Annotated in this window: 16 protein-coding genes and 2 pseudogenes; 12 read left to right on the top strand and 6 right to left on the bottom strand. The window is 66.0% G+C overall.

Features of this window, described 5'->3' with window-relative positions:
• Window positions 1–39: 39 nt before the first annotated feature.
• Entirely contained in the window at window positions 40–1443 is a 1404-nt protein-coding gene (locus BJL86_RS01730; RefSeq protein ID WP_006897051.1) for an IS1380 family transposase, read from the top strand.
• 98 nt (window positions 1444–1541) lie between these two features.
• Here BJL86_RS01730 and BJL86_RS01725 read toward each other — a convergent pair whose 3' ends face one another.
• Window positions 1542–2600, bottom strand: a complete 1059-nt coding sequence (locus tag BJL86_RS01725) for an MFS transporter (RefSeq protein ID WP_327037082.1) — start codon at window positions 2598–2600, stop codon at window positions 1542–1544.
• 383 nt (window positions 2601–2983) lie between these two features.
• The gene (locus BJL86_RS01720) at window positions 2984–3739 is read right to left on the bottom strand and encodes an IclR family transcriptional regulator (protein ID WP_006898357.1); all 756 of its coding nucleotides are present in this window, start codon (window positions 3737–3739) and stop codon (window positions 2984–2986) included.
• Between the two features lie 70 nt (window positions 3740–3809).
• Here BJL86_RS01720 and pcaH point away from each other — a divergent pair, with 70 nt between their 5' ends.
• Genes pcaH through pcaDC form a run of 4 tightly spaced genes read left to right on the top strand, consistent with a single transcriptional unit; the run spans window position 3810 to window position 7589 of the window.
• A complete protein-coding gene (gene pcaH / locus BJL86_RS01715; RefSeq protein WP_006898356.1) occupies window positions 3810–4577 on the top strand; it encodes a protocatechuate 3,4-dioxygenase subunit beta in 768 nt (255 codons plus the stop codon).
• Window positions 4574–5143: a protocatechuate 3,4-dioxygenase subunit alpha gene (gene pcaG / locus BJL86_RS01710; RefSeq protein ID WP_006898355.1), complete on the top strand. Its 570-nt coding sequence runs from the start codon at window positions 4574–4576 to the stop codon at window positions 5141–5143. The genes pcaH and pcaG overlap by 4 nt, the downstream gene beginning before the upstream one ends.
• Before the next feature lie 5 nt (window positions 5144–5148).
• Window positions 5149–6393, top strand: a complete 1245-nt coding sequence (locus tag BJL86_RS01705) for a lyase family protein (RefSeq protein WP_039868240.1) — start codon at window positions 5149–5151, stop codon at window positions 6391–6393.
• Entirely contained in the window at window positions 6390–7589 is a 1200-nt protein-coding gene (pcaDC, locus tag BJL86_RS01700) for a bifunctional 3-oxoadipate enol-lactonase/4-carboxymuconolactone decarboxylase PcaDC (RefSeq protein WP_006898353.1), read from the top strand. The genes BJL86_RS01705 and pcaDC overlap by 4 nt, the downstream gene beginning before the upstream one ends.
• A gap of 368 nt (window positions 7590–7957) precedes the next feature.
• On the opposite strand, the gene BJL86_RS01695 is transcribed toward pcaDC, so the two are convergent.
• Window positions 7958–8734, bottom strand: coding sequence for a recombinase family protein (locus BJL86_RS01695; RefSeq protein WP_006898352.1), 777 nt, complete (start codon window positions 8732–8734; stop codon window positions 7958–7960).
• A 165-nt stretch (window positions 8735–8899) separates the two neighbouring features.
• Here BJL86_RS01695 and istA point away from each other — a divergent pair, with 165 nt between their 5' ends.
• A complete protein-coding gene (gene istA, locus BJL86_RS01690) occupies window positions 8900–10411 on the top strand; it encodes an IS21 family transposase (protein WP_075845131.1) in 1512 nt (503 codons plus the stop codon).
• Complete coding sequence (istB, locus tag BJL86_RS01685; protein ID WP_062394395.1) at window positions 10408–11196, top strand: IS21-like element helper ATPase IstB; 789 nt, start codon at window positions 10408–10410, stop codon at window positions 11194–11196. The genes istA and istB overlap by 4 nt, the downstream gene beginning before the upstream one ends.
• 25 nt (window positions 11197–11221) lie before the next feature.
• Here the strand turns inward: istB and BJL86_RS17800 are convergent.
• Window positions 11222–11410, bottom strand: a pseudogene (locus BJL86_RS17800) (DUF2510 domain-containing protein); the annotation flags it as partial.
• A gap of 229 nt (window positions 11411–11639) precedes the next feature.
• On the opposite strand from BJL86_RS17800, the gene BJL86_RS01675 reads away from it, so the two are divergent.
• From BJL86_RS01675 to BJL86_RS01665, 3 genes are all read left to right on the top strand, one after another.
• On the top strand, window positions 11640–12383 hold the full coding sequence (locus BJL86_RS01675) for a DUF4839 domain-containing protein (RefSeq protein WP_075844772.1): 744 nt from the start codon (window positions 11640–11642) through the stop codon (window positions 12381–12383).
• Window positions 12384–13180: 797 nt separating this feature from the next.
• The gene (locus BJL86_RS16940) at window positions 13181–13756 is read left to right on the top strand and encodes a hypothetical protein (protein WP_156896118.1); all 576 of its coding nucleotides are present in this window, start codon (window positions 13181–13183) and stop codon (window positions 13754–13756) included.
• Window positions 13738–14394 carry a hypothetical protein gene (locus tag BJL86_RS01665; RefSeq protein WP_006898340.1) on the top strand — a complete coding sequence of 219 codons (657 nt, stop codon included), beginning with the start codon at window positions 13738–13740 and terminating at the stop codon, window positions 14392–14394. The genes BJL86_RS16940 and BJL86_RS01665 overlap by 19 nt, the downstream gene beginning before the upstream one ends.
• Before the next feature lie 272 nt (window positions 14395–14666).
• On the opposite strand, the gene BJL86_RS16935 is transcribed toward BJL86_RS01665, so the two are convergent.
• Together BJL86_RS16935 and BJL86_RS01650 are read right to left on the bottom strand one after the other, a co-directional pair.
• Window positions 14667–17477, bottom strand: coding sequence for an AMP-binding protein (locus BJL86_RS16935; RefSeq protein WP_156896117.1), 2811 nt, complete (start codon window positions 17475–17477; stop codon window positions 14667–14669).
• 115 nt (window positions 17478–17592) lie between these two features.
• Window positions 17593–18231 carry a TetR/AcrR family transcriptional regulator gene (locus BJL86_RS01650; RefSeq protein ID WP_067478254.1) on the bottom strand — a complete coding sequence of 213 codons (639 nt, stop codon included), beginning with the start codon at window positions 18229–18231 and terminating at the stop codon, window positions 17593–17595.
• 98 nt (window positions 18232–18329) lie between these two features.
• Between BJL86_RS01650 and BJL86_RS01645 the strand changes: the two genes are divergently transcribed.
• Complete coding sequence (locus tag BJL86_RS01645; protein ID WP_008382193.1) at window positions 18330–19217, top strand: CoA transferase; 888 nt, start codon at window positions 18330–18332, stop codon at window positions 19215–19217.
• 23 nt (window positions 19218–19240) lie between these two features.
• Window positions 19241–20444, top strand: a pseudogene (locus BJL86_RS01640) (thiolase family protein).
• Window positions 20445–20480 lie beyond the last annotated feature (36 nt).

The raw sequence follows: 20480 nt of genomic DNA, 5'->3' as shown, positions 1-20480 counted from the left end.
TCTAAGGTTCCATGTTCTCCAGCAGAAAGCACTCGGTAGGTGAAGCGTACTTCGTGGTCGGCCGGTCTGTCCGTTACTGCAGATGGTGTCGGGGTGGTCTCGCATGCCGGGGCTATCGTGCCTCGACTTCTGGCTGATCAGGTCGGTCTGACCGCCGAGCTGTCAGGGGCCATGGCTCGCCGCCGGTTCATCCCGATCCACGATCGCGGCCGGGTGTTGATCGATACCGCGGTGATGCTCGCCGATGGCGGCGAGTCCATCTCCGACATCGGCGTCCTGCGCCACCAGTCCGGCGCCCTGGGCCCAGTGGCGTCGGCGCCGACGGTGTGGCGCACGCTCGATGAGGTCACTGCCGGCAAGCGCAAGAAGATCCAGGTGGCGCGGGCTCGCACGCGGCGGCACGTGTGGTCCCACCTGCCCGGCGGAGTGCCCGCATCGGCGTGTGCGGGGCGGGATCTGGGATCGACGGTCGTGCTCGATGTGGACGCCACCATTGTGGTCACTCACAGCGAGAAGGAGCTTGCTGCGCCGACGTATAAGCGCACGTTCGGGTACCACCCGATCGGCGTGTGGTGCGACAACACAGAAGAGTTCCTCGCCGCGAGCTTGCGCCCAGGCAACGCCGGGTCCAACACCGCCGCCGACCACATCGACGTCCTGGGCCAGGCAATCGCGCAGATCCCCGCCAGTCATCGGCGTGATCTGCTGATCCGCTCCGACGGTGCCGGCGCCTCCCACGACCTGATCGACTGGATCACCGAGCAGAACCGCGTCCGTGGTCGACAGGTGGAGTACTCGGTCGGCTTCTCCATCACTGCCCCGATTCGCCGGGCCATCGCGACCTGCCCCGAAGCCGCGTGGGGACCAGCGCTCAACCCCAACGGGGACATTCGTGACGGGGCCGACATCGCGGAGCTGACCGGATTCCTCTCCCAACGGATGCTCGCCAAGTGGCCAGACGGGATGCGGGTGATCGTGCGCCGCGAGCGGCCCCATCCGGGTGCTCAGTTGTCGATGTTCGAGGAGATCGATGGATGGCGCTACCAGGCTTTTGTCACCAACACCACCGCCACGGGTCAGCTGCAATTCCTCGAGGCCAGGCATCGGGCTCACGCCCGGGTCGAGGACCGGATACGCCACGCCAAGGACACCGGGCTCGGGCGGCTACCTTCGCGGGGGTTCGCGCTCAACCAGGCCTGGCTCGTCGCGGTGATGATCGCAGCGGACCTCGTTGCCTGGACGCGGATGCTCGCTTGCACCGGCGAGGCCGCAGTCCTGGCGTTGTGCGAGCCCAAGGCACTGCGCTACCGCTTCCTTCACGTGGCAGCCCGGCTGGTCCGCAGCGGCCGACGGCGAAAAGTGAAGATCCCGGAAACATGGCCCTGGGCCGTCGCGATCGTCGCTGTGTTCAACACGATCGCCGCGATCCCCAAACCAGCCTGACCTCACATGCCCGCCCACGACATCACCACCCGGGGACCCGCCCACCGGCAGCGCCAGCCGGCACACACGCACGCCCACCCACGAAATCGATCCCGCCGTCACCCGACAGCAGCAGTCACACCGGCCCGTGAATCAGCGGGGCTAAGGGCCACCCCGGTGAGCACGGGGCCGATGGTATTGCCGATGTACGTGCCGGTCTGGACAATGCCGGTGGCCGCTGCGGTGGCCCCAGGCGCCATGTGCGAGATGAGGAAGTGCACCAGACCTGGCCACCCCCACCCCAGGCCCACCGCTAGCAGGACACCTACCACGTAGCTCCAGGTGGTGGGGATCGCCATGAGTGAAAGCCCGACGGCGCAGACGATGAGTGCTGTCTGGATCAGAGAAAGTGCTGACACGCCGCCTCGATCGACGACTCCGCCAATGACGATACGGGTCGCGGCTCCTAAGGCGCTGCCGACGGCCAGAATCACACCAGCCGGGCCGACTGCAATCCCCCGCTCCAGCGCGCCGATCACGGCAAAGGCCACGGCGGACGTAACGGCACCGCCCGCGAACATCGTCATCGCGGCCATCAGCACCAACGCCGAACGCATCTGGGTATCCCATTGCCCCGCCGGCCGGGTCGTACCCATAACGACCGGCATGGTCCGGGTCCGGGCCACGGGGACCAGTACGAGCATGCCCAGTACAGCCATCAGCAGGAAGGCCATGGACCATCCCAGAGTCAACGCAACCAACGGGATCGAAACGCCGGCGACCAACCCCGTCACAGGGACCGCGGCCTGTTTCACCCCGAAGGCCAGCCCGCACGAGGCGGCTGGGATGTGCGTGACGAGCAAGTGGTTGGAGGAAGGGTGCCCGAGACCGTTCCCGAGTCCCCCCAGGGATGCCCATACAATTAGCCACGGCCACGCAGAGATCCAGGACGCGCTGCCGGTCAGGCTCACGACCGCCAGAAGCAAGGCGGCGATGCCCATGCCTTTCTCGCTGAGCACACGACCAATCACACCGGTGCACGCGGAGGTGAGGGCGGCCGCAGCCCAGTAGACCCCTACCGCCAGGCCGATCCCGTAGGCCGGGACGCGGATTGTTGCGGTGATCTCCGTGGCCAGCGCCCCAAGGAGAAACACCGGCATGTTTGTTAAGACAGTCACCAGTACGGCCACAGCCAAAGCGGCGAATCCACGGCCCGGATGTCTCACGCGCTGTGACCTGCCACCGGGGCATCCGATGCCGCATCCATCTCCGGCACGCTGCGCTTACGCACCCGTGGGCAGGGCGGTAAAAAGTTCATGGCTGGCATTCCTGCCCTTCCAGGTCAAGGCTGTGGTGCGAGCAATACCGCTTCTGAAGTGCCCCGGGTTTGATGGGCACATTGGTGTGCCCCGGGTTTGATGGGCACATTGGTGTGCCCCGGATTCCGTGGGGTTCGATTTTTTGGATTCTCATGCCTCAAGTACGACTTCGCCGGACATCGGTCTAGATGGATCAGCGTCGGCCCCTGTCTCCCTCTAGCCCGCGTCAGATCTCCTTCCCATCACCCGCCTGACGCCAGTTCCCGGCCGATACCGAACGCCGCGGCCTGGAGGACTCCGACGAGGCGGGTCCTGTCCCTCGTCAAGCGGGGAACCACAAGACCCAGGGATGCGACGACCGCGGTGTCTCGAAGCACGGGGACGGCCACCGAGCACGCCCCGAGGGACATCTCCTCGACCGTTGTCGCATACCCATGGCGCCGCACCCGAGCCAGCTGCTGGCGCAGGAGCCCGGGCTGGGTCACCGTGAACGGCGTCATCCGGGTCAACGAGCCGAGCGTCTCGGCGAGCACGTCGTCGGGCGCGTGCGCGAGCAGCACCTTCCCAACCGCCGTGCAGTGCAGCGGCAGTCGGGAGCCGACGGTGCTGACGATCGGGACGGACGCCGTGCCGGACAGCCGGTCGAGGTACAACACCTCGGCGCCCTCGCGCACCGCGAGGTGCACGGTGGCCAGCGTCGCGCCGTACACGTCGTGGAGGAACGGCTCAGCGATCTGGCGCAGGCCGGTCTGGGTCGGCGCCAGTAGTGCGAGCTCCCAGATCCGGCGACCCACCACGTACTCGCCGGTCGGCCGCCGCACCAAGCCGCCCCAGGTGGCCAGTTCGGCCACCAATCGGTGAGTGGTCGGCAGCGGTAGACCCGCCCGACGCGCAATCTGGCTCAGCGTCATCGCCCGGTGCTCATCGTCAAAGGCGCCGAGAACGGTCAGCAGGCGCGAGGCGACACTGGCTCCCGGGTCGGAGGTGTTGCCGGCCATCGTCGCCCCCCTTTCACTCAGTGAACGATATAGCTCGAAGCGTACGCCCCGGCCACCTACCGTCGGGCTGGTGAGCACTCCTGACCTATCGACCCAAGCCGAGATCAGCGCCGAGATCGCCGACCTGTCCGCCGGCACCGACCCGTCCGCTATCCGGCCCCGCCTCGACTACTCCCCGTACCGCAGCAGCCTCCTGCGGCATCCGACCAAGGATCTGCACCAGGTCGATCCGGAAGGCGTCGAGTTGTGGTCTCCGTGCTTCAGCCACCGGGACGTCGATCCACTCGAGGCCGATCTGACGATTCAGCGCTCGGGCGAGCCGATCGGCGAGCGCATCACGATCTCCGGCCGGGTCGTGGACGGCGACGGACGCCCGGTCGCGGGCCAGCTGGTCGAGATCTGGCAGGCCAACGCCGGAGGACGCTACATCCACCAGCGTGATCAGCACCCTGCGCCGCTCGACCCGAACTTCACCGGCGCCGGGCGGTGCCTGACCGGTGCGGACGGTAGCTACTCATTCCAGACGATCAAACCGGGTCCGTACCCGTGGCGGAACCACCGCAATGCGTGGCGTCCCGCCCACGTGCACTTCTCCCTGTTTGGCACCGAGTTCACCCAGCGCATCGTCACGCAGATGTACTTCCCGGGCGATCCCCTGTTCGCGCTGGACCCGATCTACCAGTCGATCACCGACCAGGGCTCCCGTGACCGCCTCGTCGCCCGCTACGACCATGACCTGACGCGACCCGAGTGGTCGACCGGCTACCGGTGGGACATCGTGCTCACCGGCGCCCACCGCACCTGGACCGAGAACAACGACGACAAGGACCACGCATGAGCCCCCGCCTGCACCCCACGCCCGGCCAGACGGTGGGCCCGTTCTTCCACTACGCACTCCCCTATGACGGCGACTCCGAACTGGTGCCTGCGAGCAGCCCGGGTGCGATCCGGTTCCACGGCCGCGTGCTCGACGGTTCTGGTGCGCCGGTCCCCGACGCGCTGGTCGAGCTCTGGCAGGCGGACGCGTCCGGCGCGATCGTCCAGCAGCCGGGCTCGTTGCGCCGCGACGGTTGGACGTTCACGGGCTGGGGCCGGTCGTCGACCGACAACGCCGGCCACTACTCGTTCTCGACGATCGCGCCGGGTGGGGTCGACGGGGGCGCACCGTTCTTCGCGCTCACGGTGTTCGCGCGTGGCCTGCTCGATCGGCTCTTCACACGCGCATATCTGCCGGGACACGAGGCCGCCCTCGCTGCGGACCCCCTTCTCAGCAGCCTCGAGCCGGACCGTCGCGCGACGCTGGTCGCGGAGGCCGATGCGCAGGGACATGCGTTCGACATCCGTCTGCAGGGCCAGGGCGAGACCGTCTTCCTGACGTTCCCGGGCCACGGGGCGGCACACTGAACGCCATGACCGACCTGTTCTGGCCCGGCGACGAGCGCGCCGGCGACCTGATGAGTGCTGAGGCGTTGCTCGCCGCCATGGTCAGGGTGGAGTCCGCGTGGCTGGACGCTCTCGTGGCCTCCGGGCTCGCGCCGTCCGCCGCCGCCACCGACCTCGCCCCGCTCGTCACCGCCGACGATCTGCCGCACATCGCGGCGGCAGCCGAGGGCAGCGGCAACCCCGTCGTCCCGCTCGTCGGGCTGCTCCGCTCGCGAGCGCCGCAGCCCGCCGCCACCTGGCTTCACCGCGGGCTCACCAGCCAGGATGTCCTCGACACCGCCCTCATGCTCGCGCTGCGCGATGCGCTCGAACGGCTGATCGGCGAGCTGCGCGCCCAGGTGACCGCTCTCGCCCGTCTCGCCGCGCAGCACGCCGACACGCCGATGGTCGGCCGCACCCTGACCCAGCACGCCGTCCCCACGACATTCGGTGCGGTCGCCGCGGGCTGGCTCGACGGCCTGGTCGACGCCGCCGATCTGGTCCTCGACGCCCGCTCCCTCCTGCCGGTGCAGCTCGGCGGGGCGGTCGGGACGTTCTCGGCGGCCACCGAGCTGGCGGGCCTGCGGGGGCACGACGATCCCCAGGGGACGAGCGCTGACCTGGTCGCCGACACCGCCGTGGCCCTCGGGCTGCGCGAGCTGCGCCCGTGGCACACCTCGCGGGCGACGGTCACCCGGACGTCCGACGCGTTGGTGACGTGCACGGACGCGTGGGGACACATCTCGACCGATGTCGCGACCCTGGCACGGACGGAGATCGGCGAGCTGGCCGAGCCGACGGCTGAGGGTCGCGGCGGCTCGTCGACGATGCCGCACAAGAACAACCCGGTCCTATCCGTGTTGGTGCGTCGCGCGGCCCTGGGAGCCCCCGGTCTTGCCGCCACGCTGCACGTCGCGTCGGCCGCCTCCGGCGACCAACGTCCGGACGGGGCGTGGCACGTCGAGTGGTCGACCCTGCACCTGCTCGGCCGACGCGCCGTCGTGGCCGCATCCCAGACCACCGAGCTGCTGACGGGTCTGCACGTGGACGCCGAGCGAATGCGCACGACGCTCGACACGTCGGCCGAGAGCGTGCTGGCGGAACGCCGCTCGATCGCCGGGCTGCTGGACGCCACCGCCAGCGCCGATCCGACCACGTACCTCGGATTCTCCGAGGACCTCATCGCGGGCGCCGTCGAGCGGGCCCGGACCTTCTTGGAGGAGAACGAGTGAACATCCCTCGCATCACGGCCGTCCGGCTCGGCGGATCGCCGGCCCTCCCCCTTCTCGTGCTGGGGCCCTCGCTGGGCACGTCCGCTCAGTCACTGTGGGCGCGCTGCGCCGCCGGACTCACCGATCGATTCGAGGTTCTCGCCTGGGACCTGCCCGGGCACGGGTCCAACGCCGGCTCCGCCGAGCCGTTCACGATGGCCGAGCTGGCCGCCGGTGTCCTCGGGATGGTCGACGACGTGGTGGCCCAGCGCGACACGTTCGCCAGCACTTTCACCTACGCGGGCGACTCGGTGGGAGGCGCCGTCGGGCTGCAGCTGCTGCTGGACGCACCCGCGCGCATCGACTCCGCTGTCCTGCTGTCGACGGGCGCACGGATCGGCGAGCCGGATGCCTGGCGGACACGGGCCACGTCCGTGCGCGCGTCGGGCACCCCGTCGATGATCGAAGGGTCGGCCCAGCGCTGGTTCGCACCCGGATTCCTGGAGCGGGAGCCGGAGATCGGCGCAGCCCTGCTGCACGACCTGCGGGACGCCGACGACGAGGGCTATGCGCTGGTGTGCGAGGCGCTGGCGGGCTTCGACGTCCGTGACCGCCTCGGCGAGATCGAACCGCGAGTGCTGGCGGTGTCGGGTCTGCTCGACGTCCCCACTCCGCCGGCCGATCTCGCGGCTATCGCCTCTGGAGTCCGGAACGGGCGGCTCGTCGTCCTCGACGGCGTCGCGCACCTGCCCCCGGCCGAGCAACCGTCCGAGGTCGCCCAACTCATCCGCGATCACGCGAACGCGGGGCAGGCGGTTGCCGCTCCCACGACCGTCGCCGGGGTGCGCGACGCCGGCATGGCGGTGCGCCGGGCGGTCCTGGGCGACGCCCATGTCGACCGCGCGACCGCGGCGATCACCGATCTGACCGCCGACTTCCAGGATTTCATCACCCAGTACGCCTGGGGGTCGGTGTGGACGCGTCCGGGTCTTGACCGGCGCAGCCGCTCACTCATCACGCTGACCGCCCTGGTGGCCCGCGGCCATCACGAGGAGCTGGCCATGCACGTGCGGGCCGCGCGTACCAATGGGCTGACCAACGACGAGATCAAAGAGTTGCTGCTCCAGACGGCGATCTACTGCGGCGTGCCCGATGCCAACGCGGCCTACCGCATCGCCCAGCGCGTGCTCGACGAGCTGGACCACCCCGCTTACTAGGAGACTGCTGCACAATCCTCGTGGCAGGAGCCCGGTGTGGTGGCTGGCGTGAAATCCTGTGGCTATGCAGGGTTGTGATTGTGACTTTCGCCGGTAAGTGGCGGTGGCGGTGGTCTACGGACGTTTCGCGGCGGTCTCACTGGCGAGTGGTGGTCACCCGGGCGCGCACTAGGTCGCGCCGAACGAGACGGTGGAGCTCATTCCAACCGGGACTCACTGACGCGTGCTCGAACCCTCGTCGTCCATGCCGTAGCGGGGATCTCCGAACGCGGCATCTCGACGCAAGGGCTACGACTTCGGTGTCCTGTAAGGGTGTCGCACCAGCTTCGTCGCGCAGTGGGCGGGCTAACGCGACGTGTCGGCGGCGCCTACTTCCTTACTCGCTGGAGTGCGCGGTAGAGCGTGGATCGACCCACCCCGAGATCCCGGGCGATAGCTGACGGCCCCTCCCCCGCCTCGATACGGGCAAGGGCCTTGTCGATCTGCTCCTCAGTCAGGACGCGTTTGCGTCCCTTGTACTTGCCCTTCGCCTTGGCGATGGCGATACCCTCGGCCTGGCGTTCGCGAATGATGGCCCGCTCGAACTCTGCGAACGCCCCGAGCAGCGAGAGCATCAGGTCGGCTCGAGGATCCTGGGCACCAGCAGCGTAGGTGGCCCGCTCGTGGACGAACCGCACACTCGCACCCCTCGCGGTGACCTCGCCGACGATCTGCTTGAGATCAACCAGGGAACGAGCGAGTCGGTCCATCGACGCGACAACCAGCTCATCACCGTCCCGCAGATACCTGATGCACTCTTCGAGCTTTACGCGATCAGCGCGCGAGCGTGCCGACTGTTTCTCGATATAGACCCGGTCGCACTCCCCCACCGCCTCGAGCTGACGCGCCTCGTTCTGATCCGCGGCTGACACCCGCACGTACGCCACCCGCTGCCCACGCGCATGCGAAGATCGGCGAGCCGGCTTCGGATCTGGCTTCGGCTTTGGCGTTACCTCGATGACGTTCTCCGAGTCCGTCGACTCCACCCGAAAGTTCCAACCCAACTCATCCCGACGACGGAACCGAGTCCGCACCTTCCCGCGGCTGACGATGAGCACCTCCTCGCCACCCGAACGATTCAGCAACGTCCCGATCCGATCAGCCATGTGTCCATGGCCATGAGAAAGTCCCCACTGGTGGCCAGGTCGAGGTCCCCGCTGGTGGCCAGATAAAAGTCCCCACCCTGTGTTCGTCGTGTCGACCCGGAACTGAGGGCCCAGGCGATGACGGTGAAGGTGCCAACCGATCACCATCACCGCCTGGGAGTTCCATTGAAGTCTGCGAAGGACCGTATGGACATCATTTCTGCTTACCGAGAACTCGGAAGCTATCGCGCCGCCGCCGAGGTGTGCGGCACCACCCACAAGACCGTCAAGCGTGTGGTCGACCGGTTCGAGGCCGACGATCAACCACCCGACCGCAAGGAACGGGCCCGCAACTACGATGCGGTCGCCGAGTTGGTCGCTGAGCGAGTCGAGCGGTCACACGGCCGGATCACCGCCAAGCGACTGCTGCCGGTAGCACGTGCCGCGGGCTATGAGGGCTCGGCCCGCAACTTCCGTCGTCTCGTCGCCCAGGAGAAAACACAGTGGCGCCGTGACCATCATCGTGGCCGCCGCCCGGCAGTGTGGGCGCCGGGTGACTACCTGGTCATCGATTGGGCCGTAATCGGCGGGCTACACATGTTCTGCGCGGTGGTGGCGTTCTCGCGGTGGCGTTTCGTTCGGTTCGCCACCAACGAAACAGCGACCACCACACTCGGATTCATCGCCGAGGCGTTGGAAGAGATCGGTGGAGTACCCAACAAGGTACTCGCTGATCGGATGGGCTGCCTCAAAGGTGGAGTCGTCGCCAACGTCGTCGTACCCACCCCCACGTATGTGCGGTTTGCCACCCACTACGGGTTTTCCCCGGACTTCTGTCACGGCGCCGATCCGGAATCGAAAGGGATCGTGGAGAACCTCTGCGGGTACGCGCAGTCGGATCTGGCGCAGCCGTTGTGGACCGAAGCCAAGATCGCTGCTGGTCGTGACGACGTGCAGCTGGATGTGCACGCAGCGAACCGGGCCGCGCGGGACTGGTGTGTCGAGGTCAACACCCGCCGTCACAGCGACACACTGTGCGTGCCTGCTGACCAACTCACGATCGAACGAGACACATTGAGCCCGTTGCCGTCTCTGCGGGCCCAGGTCGGTCCACCGCCGGTCACCCGTAAGGTCGATCGCCTCTCGTGTATCCGGTACGCCTCGGCCCGCTACTCGGTACCCAACCGGCTCATCGGCACCACCGTGACCCTCATCCAGGACGGTGAGCGGCTCCTGATCGCCGAACCTGCCTCCGGTGAGGTGGTCGCCGATCATCTGTTGGCCGCACCTGGTGAGGTCGTCCTCAACGATGATCACTACGGGGGGCCACGCACCCCGCCCAGTCGTGCACCACGGCCCAAAACTGCGGTAGAGAAACAGTTCTGCGATCTCGGTGAGGTTGCTGAGCAGTTCCTGGTCGGTGCCGCGGCCATCGGGAACACCCGCCTGGGCGGTGAACTCGATGACATCCTCGGGCTCGTCACCTCCCACGGCCGCGAACAGGTGCTCACCGCTCTGACCAGGGCGGTGGCGTTCCGGAGGTTCAAGGCCGCCGATGTGCGCTCGATCCTCGATGCCGGAGCCGGCACCCCCAACCCGCGACCGGCCGGCACAGCACTGTTGGGTCACCTGCCTACCGCGCCCACCCGCTCGCTGGATGCCTACAAGCTGGGCGCCGGCGACAAGGAGGTGTCATGACCACCACAACATCGACACCCGTTGCACCTCAGACAGTGCCGCCGCTACCGGCCGACCTCGATCACGCGCTACGCCGATTGAAACTGGCCTCGATCCGCCGCAGCGCACCCGAGGTCCTGCTCACCGCGAAAACCCAGCGGTGGACACCCGAAGAAGTACTGCGAACCCTGGTGGAAACCGAGATCGCCGCTCGTGATGCCTCCAACATCCGCAACCGACTCAAAGCTGCCGGGTTCCCGGTCACCAAAACCTTGGAATCGTTCGACGTGGCCGCATCCTCTATTCCGGCCAATACCTTCGAATACCTGTCTTCACTGGAATGGGTTCGGGCGCAACATAATGTCGCCCTGATCGGCCCTGCCGGGACGGGTAAGAGTCACACCCTGATCGGGTTGGGGATCGCCGCAGTGCACGCCGGACACAAAGTGCGGTACTTCACCGCCGCCGACCTCGTGGAGACCCTGTATCGCGGGCTGGCCGACAACACCGTCGGCAGAACCATCGACACCCTGCTGCGCCAAGATCTGCTCATCCTCGACGAGATCGGATTCGCCCCGCTCGACGACACCGGCACCCAACTGCTGTTCCGGCTCGTCGCCGGCGCCTACGAACGCCGATCTCTCGCGATCGCCAGCCACTGGCCCTTCGAACAATGGGGACGATTCCTGCCCGAACACACCACCGCCGCCAGCATCCTCGACCGACTCCTACACCACGCCACCATCGTCATCACCGACGGCGACTCCTACCGCATGACACACCGAACGGAGGTACCACCCACCTAAAACATCCCGCACAGGGTGGGGACTTTTACCTGGCCACCAGCGGGGACATCAAACTGGCCGTTGACATCGGAGCACCCGCAGCACCCCGTGTATCAGACAGCAGCGGGGCTAGCTTTCCACTACCCAAGTCGGGTGCTGGCGGGGCGGGCGCCACCTGTGCCCTCCATTTCTTGCCGTCCCAGTACCGTGATCCTGAACCTCCCGATGGATCTGGATACCACCCAGGTGGGGGAGGCGGTGGAGTGGTCGTATGGGTGCCCTCTCTTGACGAAACTCGACAAGATTAGCCGCACTCGTCCGTCCTTCGGCCCTGACCCTCCGCAGGATCACCCGCGGGCGACAAAGGGATATGGGGTGTCCCAGTGGCGGGTACGGGCTCGGATGGCCAGTAGGCTCAGCACGGGCCGGCCACCTTCCTGGCATGAAGCTGAGGGGCTGTGAGCATGGCAACGGACACCGGAGTCACGTACGAGACGAAAACGATCCGTGCGGTCCGCGGCATGGAGTCGCGGATTGTAAAGAAGTGGGAGGCCGACGGCTGGGAGTTGGTCTCGCAGTCGCCAGGTATGGTTCAGGTTGAAATCACCTTCCGTCGCCCCCGGCCGAAGTCTCGTCGGCTGCTTTGGATCATCGGTGGCGGCGTGGTTGTGCTCGTGCTGGCAATCATTGTGACCGTCGGGCTAGTCATCGAGAAGAACACTGCCCCGGCGAATCCCGCGCCGGGTGAAGCGACAGCTTCGCCGAGCGGGCAACCGTCCGCTGAAGCGACTGGCGAAGCAGCGTCACGGTCATCGACCCGTGATGGCGAGGTGCTCACGCCTGAGAACAGTCCTGAGTTCGCGGCTGTCCTCGCGTTCACTGACTACTGCTCGCCGGACATCGCAGCGTTTGCTGCGGCTCATCGTGGTCGAACGATCGTGTTTCCCGGCAGCATCGCCGCGATGGCACCGCACGGGAACGCGAAGACTAGGTACGACATCCTAATCAACGCGGGCGACGCTGCGTCAGCGACTGGACCGGCTTTCCAGTTCCGTGATGAGAACACCCTCAACGACCTCCACTGGGTCGGCCCGGTACCGGACACGATCGGCGTGGGGACGAACCTCGACATAACGGCCGAAGTCGACCGCTACGAGGATCGGTCGTGCCTGCTACTGCTTGAGCCGGTTGCAACCGCCGTTCGCTAGCCGTACGTAGTAGCTCGCGGCGCGCACGCCACCCACCTGTCTCGGAACGACATCCGCAGCTGTGCTGCTGTTAGGCGACATGGGAACAGGCAACGGCTAGTTGAGCCTGGAGTCGTGCTCGAGCGCACCACGCTGCCGACGCCCGCGGGCGGCAAAAACCTAACTGACCATGCTCGCCGACACCACTCCTCGGGTCCTCAGTCTGCGTAACGAGCTCTCCGGACAGGCGGATACACTCAGCGAAACCTGAGACCCAGTACCGGCAAGGAATTTCGCCCATGCACGCGGCCGATGACGCCGACAATGATCGCGACGCCCCCACGAGCTACTACCTGAGTCAAGCCGTCGCCACACTACTGATCCCAGGAACCGGTCTCACTGTGGCTGAGTGGGTTGACGACAACAAAGGTCCACTGATAATCGCGGACGGTGACCCTGCCTTTCGGGAGTGGCTGCGTCGTCTCCGCTCCGCAGCTGCTGACATGCTTGTCACTGCACCGTATGAAGCTTGGCCCATATCCGGATCAGTCGTAATCACTCGTCCCATACGAGGCAGCACCGGTAACGAACTGGTTCCCCCTCAGTCGGTGACAAGCGCGCGAAACAGCTTCTGCGTCCTGTGCGTCACGCCCGGAGCAGTCCTTCATCAGGCCTCTCATACTCCGCACACTCGTGGCGAAGTCCGGCCACAGCCGCCAGCCGCGGACGTCGCAGCGGCACCACCGTCCGGGCGCATTGGTAACGATGCTCAACTACGCTCTGCGCTATGGATTGACGCTGTTCGCCGACTGAACACGGTGCGGGAAGAGTTCGCTGCCTACGAGACCGACGCAACGGCATTCTTCCATCGCCCACTACTGGCCGATCGAACACACCCGCTCGTGCAAGCTTTCTACACTGCTTTCGCCCATGCCGATGCCTTGCGAGTAGATGGCACCGTTCCTGACGAACTCGGTTTCGTGCGTGACTTCGCCGATCGGGCCGTTGCTGCCGAAACCGCATGGAGGGCCGCGTACGCAGCTGCTTCAGCCTCGGGTGACAGCGGTCTGTCGGCTGAGCAACGAACTCTGCTGCGACGCGCTGAATCGGCAATCAAAGTGGCGCTCGACGATCGATCTCCTCCTAACGAACGAGCAACTGCCTACCGACGAGTGACCGAACTCTTCGGCAAGGCTCACATCGATGTTCCCGCGAGCATAGCCACGGAGTTGCGCCACCAAATCGAGAGCGCTACTCGCAAGACGCTCCCTGATCGACCCGGTCAAGGACTCGAGGCCCATCCAAAGATTGACAGACTCTCATGTCAATCCGCCGTTCCCGACAACAATTGTGACCAAGCAGAAGGACCAACCACATGGATGCCACCGGAATAGCAGTAGCGGTCATCATCGCGCTGGCCGTGATCGTCGGCGTCGGCTGGTTCGAATACCGCCGGCGGGAGTTCGGCAAGCTCGATGTCGAGGTACAGCACGCAGTGACAGCCGCCAGGTCTGCACGCAAGCAGTTCCGGGCTGCATCGCGGCTGATGACGACAGAAGTCGCCAGCATCGAGCGAACCATCAGCGAACTGAGCAGCGTCAAGGGCCAGCGGGTCGCCGCCGGCGGAGGAGTGACGGTCTACCAGCGATGGATCGACACCAGGCAAGGTAGCGGGTCGATCATCGGCGTCACCGCATCGGCAGCCGACGAATCCACCAACGGTGCCGGCAACGCGTACGTTGTGGTTGATGGTCCTGCAGTAAATGGTGTCGCCACCCTTGATGCATCGAAAGACCCAAAAGCCGGTCCGAACGCCTACGCGCTGGCGGCAGCGATCAACAAACAAGCACGGCTGGCCGCTGACGAGAAGAAGACGCTTCCCGAAAAGATCGAGCGAGCCAAGAGTCAGCTGACGACCGCCACACGAAGTCATGAGCAGAAGGTCGAGGCGGCACGCTCTCATTTCAGGGGACGGCTAGAAGTGCTGCCGACAGAGACTCGAGCGAAGTACTTTCGCAACGATCACGCCTAGTTTGGTCCGGCGCGCGTCACCCGTGGGGTTGGAGTTCACCCGGCGGTGATCGCGCGCTGGCTACGCGTCGTTTCGACCCGCTTGGACGCCATGTGTCTGCGACCTGCGTCGATCACTAAGCGCTGGACCAGCGGTCACGTGCTGCTGTGGTGGACAAACACTTGGTGGCCAGATGCATAGACGAGCTGTGTCGGTGACGGCCATGCTTCAGGGGCCAACCTGCGGAAGCCGGCAGACACGCTTGACTTCCGCAGGTCCTCGCTGTGAGCCATTTATTGGGTGAGTCGGCCTGCCAGCCAGTTGACTGCGATATTACCGGTAACCAATCCGACTGCGTGTCCTGGAGCTCCGATGGGCGGTAGCGATGGTGTGTTGATATTCGCCCTGGCGACGTTGGTACCCCCGCGTTTCCAAGCGTCTGCCGTGGCATTCGCATCGTCGGCGGGGACAACGTCGTCGTTCACGTTCTGCATAAGGAGTACCGGATGACTCGGTGCCGTTCGTCCCATTACGAAACTCTGGAATACGCTGTTTATCTCAGGATCGGAAGCCAACTCTTCGATTAACGGTCGCCCACTTACCGTCATCCCCTTTGTCGATCTGAAATAGTGGCCGACGACACTGCCCACCAGACACTCACCCGCAGTCTTACGCAGAAAATCTCTACCCTGACTGTTTAGTTTCGCATCGATCTTCGGCGCAAGTTGCGGATACTCAGCCCGTACCCCGTTCACGAAGTAGCCAATAACTCCGGCCGATAGCTTCCCTTCGTTGAACATCATTGTTCGCGCCGGGTTGGTCGGGGGCGCACCGACCACAGACCCTCTGATATTGAGTTCAGGGGCATAAGACTTGGCCTGTTCGGCAGCGGCGGCAGCTGCCCCGCCCCCCTGTGAGTATCCCCAGATTCCGACAGGCGCTCGGCGATCAACTGCCCCCACCGATATAGCGGCGCGCGCAGCATCAAGCACTGCGTGGGCTTGGGGAATGGGCTGCAGGTAAGGTAGCCGCCCCGGCGCCTCCGTCCCCTGAAAGTCGGTCATGGTTACAGCGAACCCTCGAGTCAAGAGGGAAGCCACGTCAAGCAGCTGTAGCTCGATCATAGGAACGCCAGAGCGGTCGGTGGTCAGTCCGCGAGTCAGCAGCTGTGAAGGTCGGCAACTCGGATCCGAGCCGTGGGTGCCAACTGCATAGGTGACCAATGGGCGAGGTCCTCTACCAGTCCACTTCGAAGCCGGAACCATAACAATTCCCGTTGTAGCGACTGGCTTGCCGCGGGTATCGGAGCTTCGATACGTGACCGAAGTCGCCTTCACCCCAGTAGGGATGGCGCCTGCCAGGAGATCCGTCTTAACAGACCGCAGCAGGCCGCCGTTCTCGACAGGGGCGTCCGCAGGCTCTGCAACGGCCGGAGCGCCCGCTGTTGCTGTTGCTGTTGCTACGAGTAGCGCAGCAGCTGCGTATCCAATCGATCTTGCTAGGAAAGTACGGGGCACATCCACTCCTTCAAAAGTACACGTTGAGTTCTCTAACTGTGAACACACATCGTACACGTTGAGTTCTCTAACTGTGAACACACATCGAACTGTCTCGGGAGAACCAGTCTTCCCCGAGGGGTTACGGGGAATGGGCCGGGTGATGAGCTCGCGCGGAAGCTTGTAACCCGCAATGAACTGGGATCCGTACTCGCGGAGCGACTCCAAGGTGACCTCGCGGCCCTCGACCGGGGTGACGACGGCGATGAGGCTCTCCCCGAACATCTCGTCCGGCCGCCCGACGACCGCCACATCGGCCACGTCCGGGTGGCCGGCGAGGGCCTGTTCGACCTCCACCGAGTACACGTTGCGCCCGCCCGTGATGATCATGTCCTTCATCCGATCAACGATCGTGATAAACCCGTCGGCGTCCCGGACCGCCACGTCGCCGCTGTGCAGCCAGCCGTCGCGGAGCGCATCGGCGGTGGCCTCGGGCTTGTTCCAGTAGCCCTTCATGATGGTCTCGCCTCGGTAAATGATCTCCCCGGGCTCGCCGACCGCGGTGTCGTTGCCCTCGTCGTCGACGATCCGCGTCTCGGCGTTAGTGATGGACGCCCGTCCGGTGGCATCTGGGCGGGCGCGTACTTCGTCCGGAGTGAGGAAGATGCCGGTCGGGCCGCCTTCGGTTTGGCCGCACAGCTGGAAGAACTGCACGTGCGGCAGGGTGGCGAGCAAGCTGGTCGCCGCGCTCGGCGGCATTGGTGCGGCGCCGAAGAAGCCCAGCCGCCACGCGGACAGATCGCGCGTGCCGAGCTCGGGGTGCTGCAGCAGCATCTGGTACATGGTGGGCACGCCCAGGAACACGGTGATGCGGTGCTTCTCCAGCGCATCCAGGACCGCCTTGGGCTCGAACGCTGGCAGCACCACGTGAGTGGTGCCCAGGCTGAACCCTGACATAACGAACAGGACCAGCTCCGCGCAGTGGTACATCGGCGCGACGTGCAGATTCCGGTCGAAGATATTCATACCGAGTGCGGAAACCGAGTTCCCCACCCACAGCATGCGGTGATGGTCGAACACCGCTCCCTTGGGACGCCCGGTCGTGCCCGAGGTGTAGAGGATAATGCAGTCGTCGTCCTCGATGACCTCCACTTCCGGCGCGGTGGTCGGCATGGTGTCTGCGAGCCGCGCGATGCCCTGCGCGGCGGGCTCGTCCAGCACCAGACTTTGCGGCGCGGACGGCAGCGGATCGAGTTCGTCGAGGCCGGCCACCACCACCGCGAGCCCCTCGGAGTACAGCAGCACCGTCGCACCGGAGTCCTCGAGCAGGTAGCGAAGTTCGCGGGCCGGCACGCGAGGGTTGAGAGGCACGGCAATGGCCCCCAGTCGGAACGCTCCGTACAGGCCCAGGATGTACGCGTCGGAGTTCGGACTCAGCAGTGCCACCCTGTCGCCCTTGCCGACTCCGAGCGACGCCAACGCGTGCGCATACTGATTGATCCGGGCCGCGAGCTGCTCGTACGAGTAGGTGCTCTCGCCGAAGATCAGTGCGGTCTTGTCCGGGTGCCGGCGGGCATTGAGCGCGAGGGCGCCTCCGAGAGTGGCCATGGTGACTCCTGAGGTGTTGAAGACTCCGGGATCGGATATGTGACCCCGGACACAGCAGGAACAGTAACCGCCAGCGTGATGCTTGTACAGATGTTCAGTGAAAGTGAAACTCGAGTCAGGTGGCTGACCCGTGGGAACGATCGACAGCTCCTCCCCCGGACACGCTCACGCCGAGCTCGGGCTTGCTGCGCCCCTCGGTGTGGGTAAAGGTCCCGAGGTGGGTCCAGACGGCATCCACCAGCGGCTGCAGGAACAGCCGGCCCATCTGGTTGATGATCACGTCGACCACCTGGACGGAGTCGGCGCGACCCCGCGAGGCCGCGCCGGTCTCGCGCATCGCAACGACCTCCCGGTGGGTAAGTTCGGTGAGCCGCTCCAGCAGTTGCCCCCGCTGACCACCGGGTTCGAGTAGCGCCCGGCGGAGATAGTTGACCACCTCCGGGTTTCTGACCAGCATTTCCGCGACGGATTCATTCCGGACGCGAGCGATTTCTTCGCCGGCCCCGTCGGTCGGCGCCGAAGCAAGGGCCGACGCAAAACGCTCCACGACGATCTGCTCCACGGCCTCGCGGAGGCCGTCTTTGGACCCGTAGTGATGGACCACCAGCCCTACGGTAACCCCGGCGGCGGCCGCGACCGCCCGCATCGGTGTGCGGTCCTCGCCGTTGGCCGCGTAAAGCTCGAGAGCGGCGTTGCGGATTCGCGCTTTGGCGGTGAGATCTTGGTCGCCGGAGTGCTGGGCGGGGCGGTCCACGCGGTCTCCCTTCGGTCGACAAACGAGTCTACGGGGACGCGCCAATCGCTAAAGCTATACAGTGGCTAAGTTTACTGACTACTTGTATAGTCGCTGAAATGAGTCCCAGATCGCTCCGACCCCTGGCCGGCATACAGGTCGTCTCTTTGGCTACCAACCTGCCCGGTCCGCTGGCCGTGGCAGGCCTTCGTGACCTCGGCGCAGCGGTGATCAAAGTGGAGCCGCCGGTGGGTGACGCCTTGGCCGTGGCCGCGCCCTCCTGGTACGCAGAACTGACACAGGGAGTGGAGGTTCGTCGGGCCGACCTCAAAAGTCGTAGCGGCCTGGAGGAGCTGACCAGGCTGCTCGATACGGCGGACGTGTTGGTGACCGCCATGCGCCCGTCAGCGTTCTGCCGACTCGGCCTCGGCGATCTCAGCGACCGCTACCCGCGGTTGTGCCATGTGGAGATCGTGGGCTACGACGGCGCCGACGAGGAGGTCGCGGGCCACGACCTGACATATCAGGCGAGATACGGCACCATCCGGCCGCCGCACCTGCCGCTGGTCCCGGTCGCCGACACCGTCGGTGGGGAGCGGGCCATCTCGGCCGCCCTGGCCCTGCTGCTGGCCCGGGGACAGCACGACTCCGGCGGACATCAACGCATCACTCTCGACGCGGCCGCGTACGACTCCGCGGCTGCCCTCCGGCACGGCCTGTTTGGCAATGGAGCACCACTGGGCGGGGCTCTGCCCTCCTACAACATCTATGCCACCGCCGACGGCCACATCGCCCTGGGGGCACTCGAACCGCACTTCGAGGCCCGCACCAGAGAAGTACTCGATTGCGACGGCACATCCGCCGCCTACACCCGCGCCTTCGCCGCGCACACCACGGCCCACTGGGAGGATCTGGCCGCGCGCCACGACATCCCGCTCACCGCCGTTCGCGATGCCCACCCGGCCACAGCGCAGACCACTCACGCGCCCACGGCGCCCACCACCTGACCACCTTGAGGAAGGACCCAGTCATGACCGACTCCCCCCAGCCCCGTAGTTCCCGAGCCACCCGCGAGGCCGTGATCGTCGATGCCGTCCGGACCCCGGTCGGCAAGCGCGGCGGGGCGCTGGCCGCCTGGCATCCCGCCGATCTGCTGGGGGCCACCCTCAGTGAACTGGTTCGCCGCAGTGATGTGGCGCCGGAGAAAATCGACGACGTGATCGCTGGCTGTGTGATGACGCACGACCAGCAGAGCTCCAACATCGCTCGCCATGCGGTGCTCTCCTCCGGCCTGCCCGATTCGGTGCCGGCCGTGACCGTGGACCGACAGTGCGGCTCGGGGCAGCAAGCTGTCGCATTTGCCGCCCACGGTGTGGAGGCGGGGTCCTACGACCTCGCCATCGCATGCGGCGTGGAGTCGATGTCACAGGTGGCGCTGCCATCCTCATTACAACCCGGCGCCCCGCTAGGCCCGCAATACTCCCCCGCGAACTGGCCCGCTACGACGGCGGACTGCTGGTTCAAGGCCCGTCCAGTGAGCTGATGAACACCCGCTTCGACCTCAGCCGGGAGGAACTCGACGCCTTCAGCCGCCGGAGCCACGAGCGGGCGCTGGCTGCCACCCGCGACGGCCGCTTCGAGACCCAGCTGGTTCCGCTGCGCCGCGACCCGCTCGATGACTCCAGCGAGCCCGTGACCGCGGATGAGGGGATCCGGGCCGAGCTCGACCCAGAGAAGATGGCGTCCCTGCGGGCGGTGTTCGCCGAAGACGGCAAGACCACCGCAGCCAACTCCTCCCAGCTCAGCGACGGCGCCGCCGCACTACTCATCGCCGACCGCGAGTTCGCCGAGGCCCACGGGCTCACCCCCCGCGCCCGCTTCGTGGTCCACGCGGTCGCCGCGGCCGATCCGATCATCCAGTTCACCGCAATCCTCGAGTCCACCCGCAAGGCCCTGGACCGGTCGGGGCTCACGGTGGACGATATCGACCTGTTCGAGGTCAACGAAGCGTTCGCGGGAGTACCGCTGATGTTCCAAAAAGAGTTCGGCGTCCCCGACGACAAACTCAACGTCAACGGCGGCTCGGTGGCTGTCGGCCACCCCTCGGATCCACCGGCGCCCGCATGATGACGGACCTGCTGACCGAACTCGAACGCACCGGCAGCCGATACGGGCTACAGACCATCTGCGAAGCCCACGGCACCGCTAACACCACCATCATCGAACGCCTCTGACGAGCCCCCTCCGTCCCAGCCACCGTCCCAACCCCA

It is taken from the genome of Dietzia timorensis (assembly GCF_001659785.1).
Lineage (GTDB): Bacteria > Actinomycetota > Actinomycetes > Mycobacteriales > Mycobacteriaceae > Dietzia > Dietzia timorensis.
Note: the sequence above shows the minus strand (reverse complement) of the source record. Positions and strands in the feature narration are given on the sequence as shown.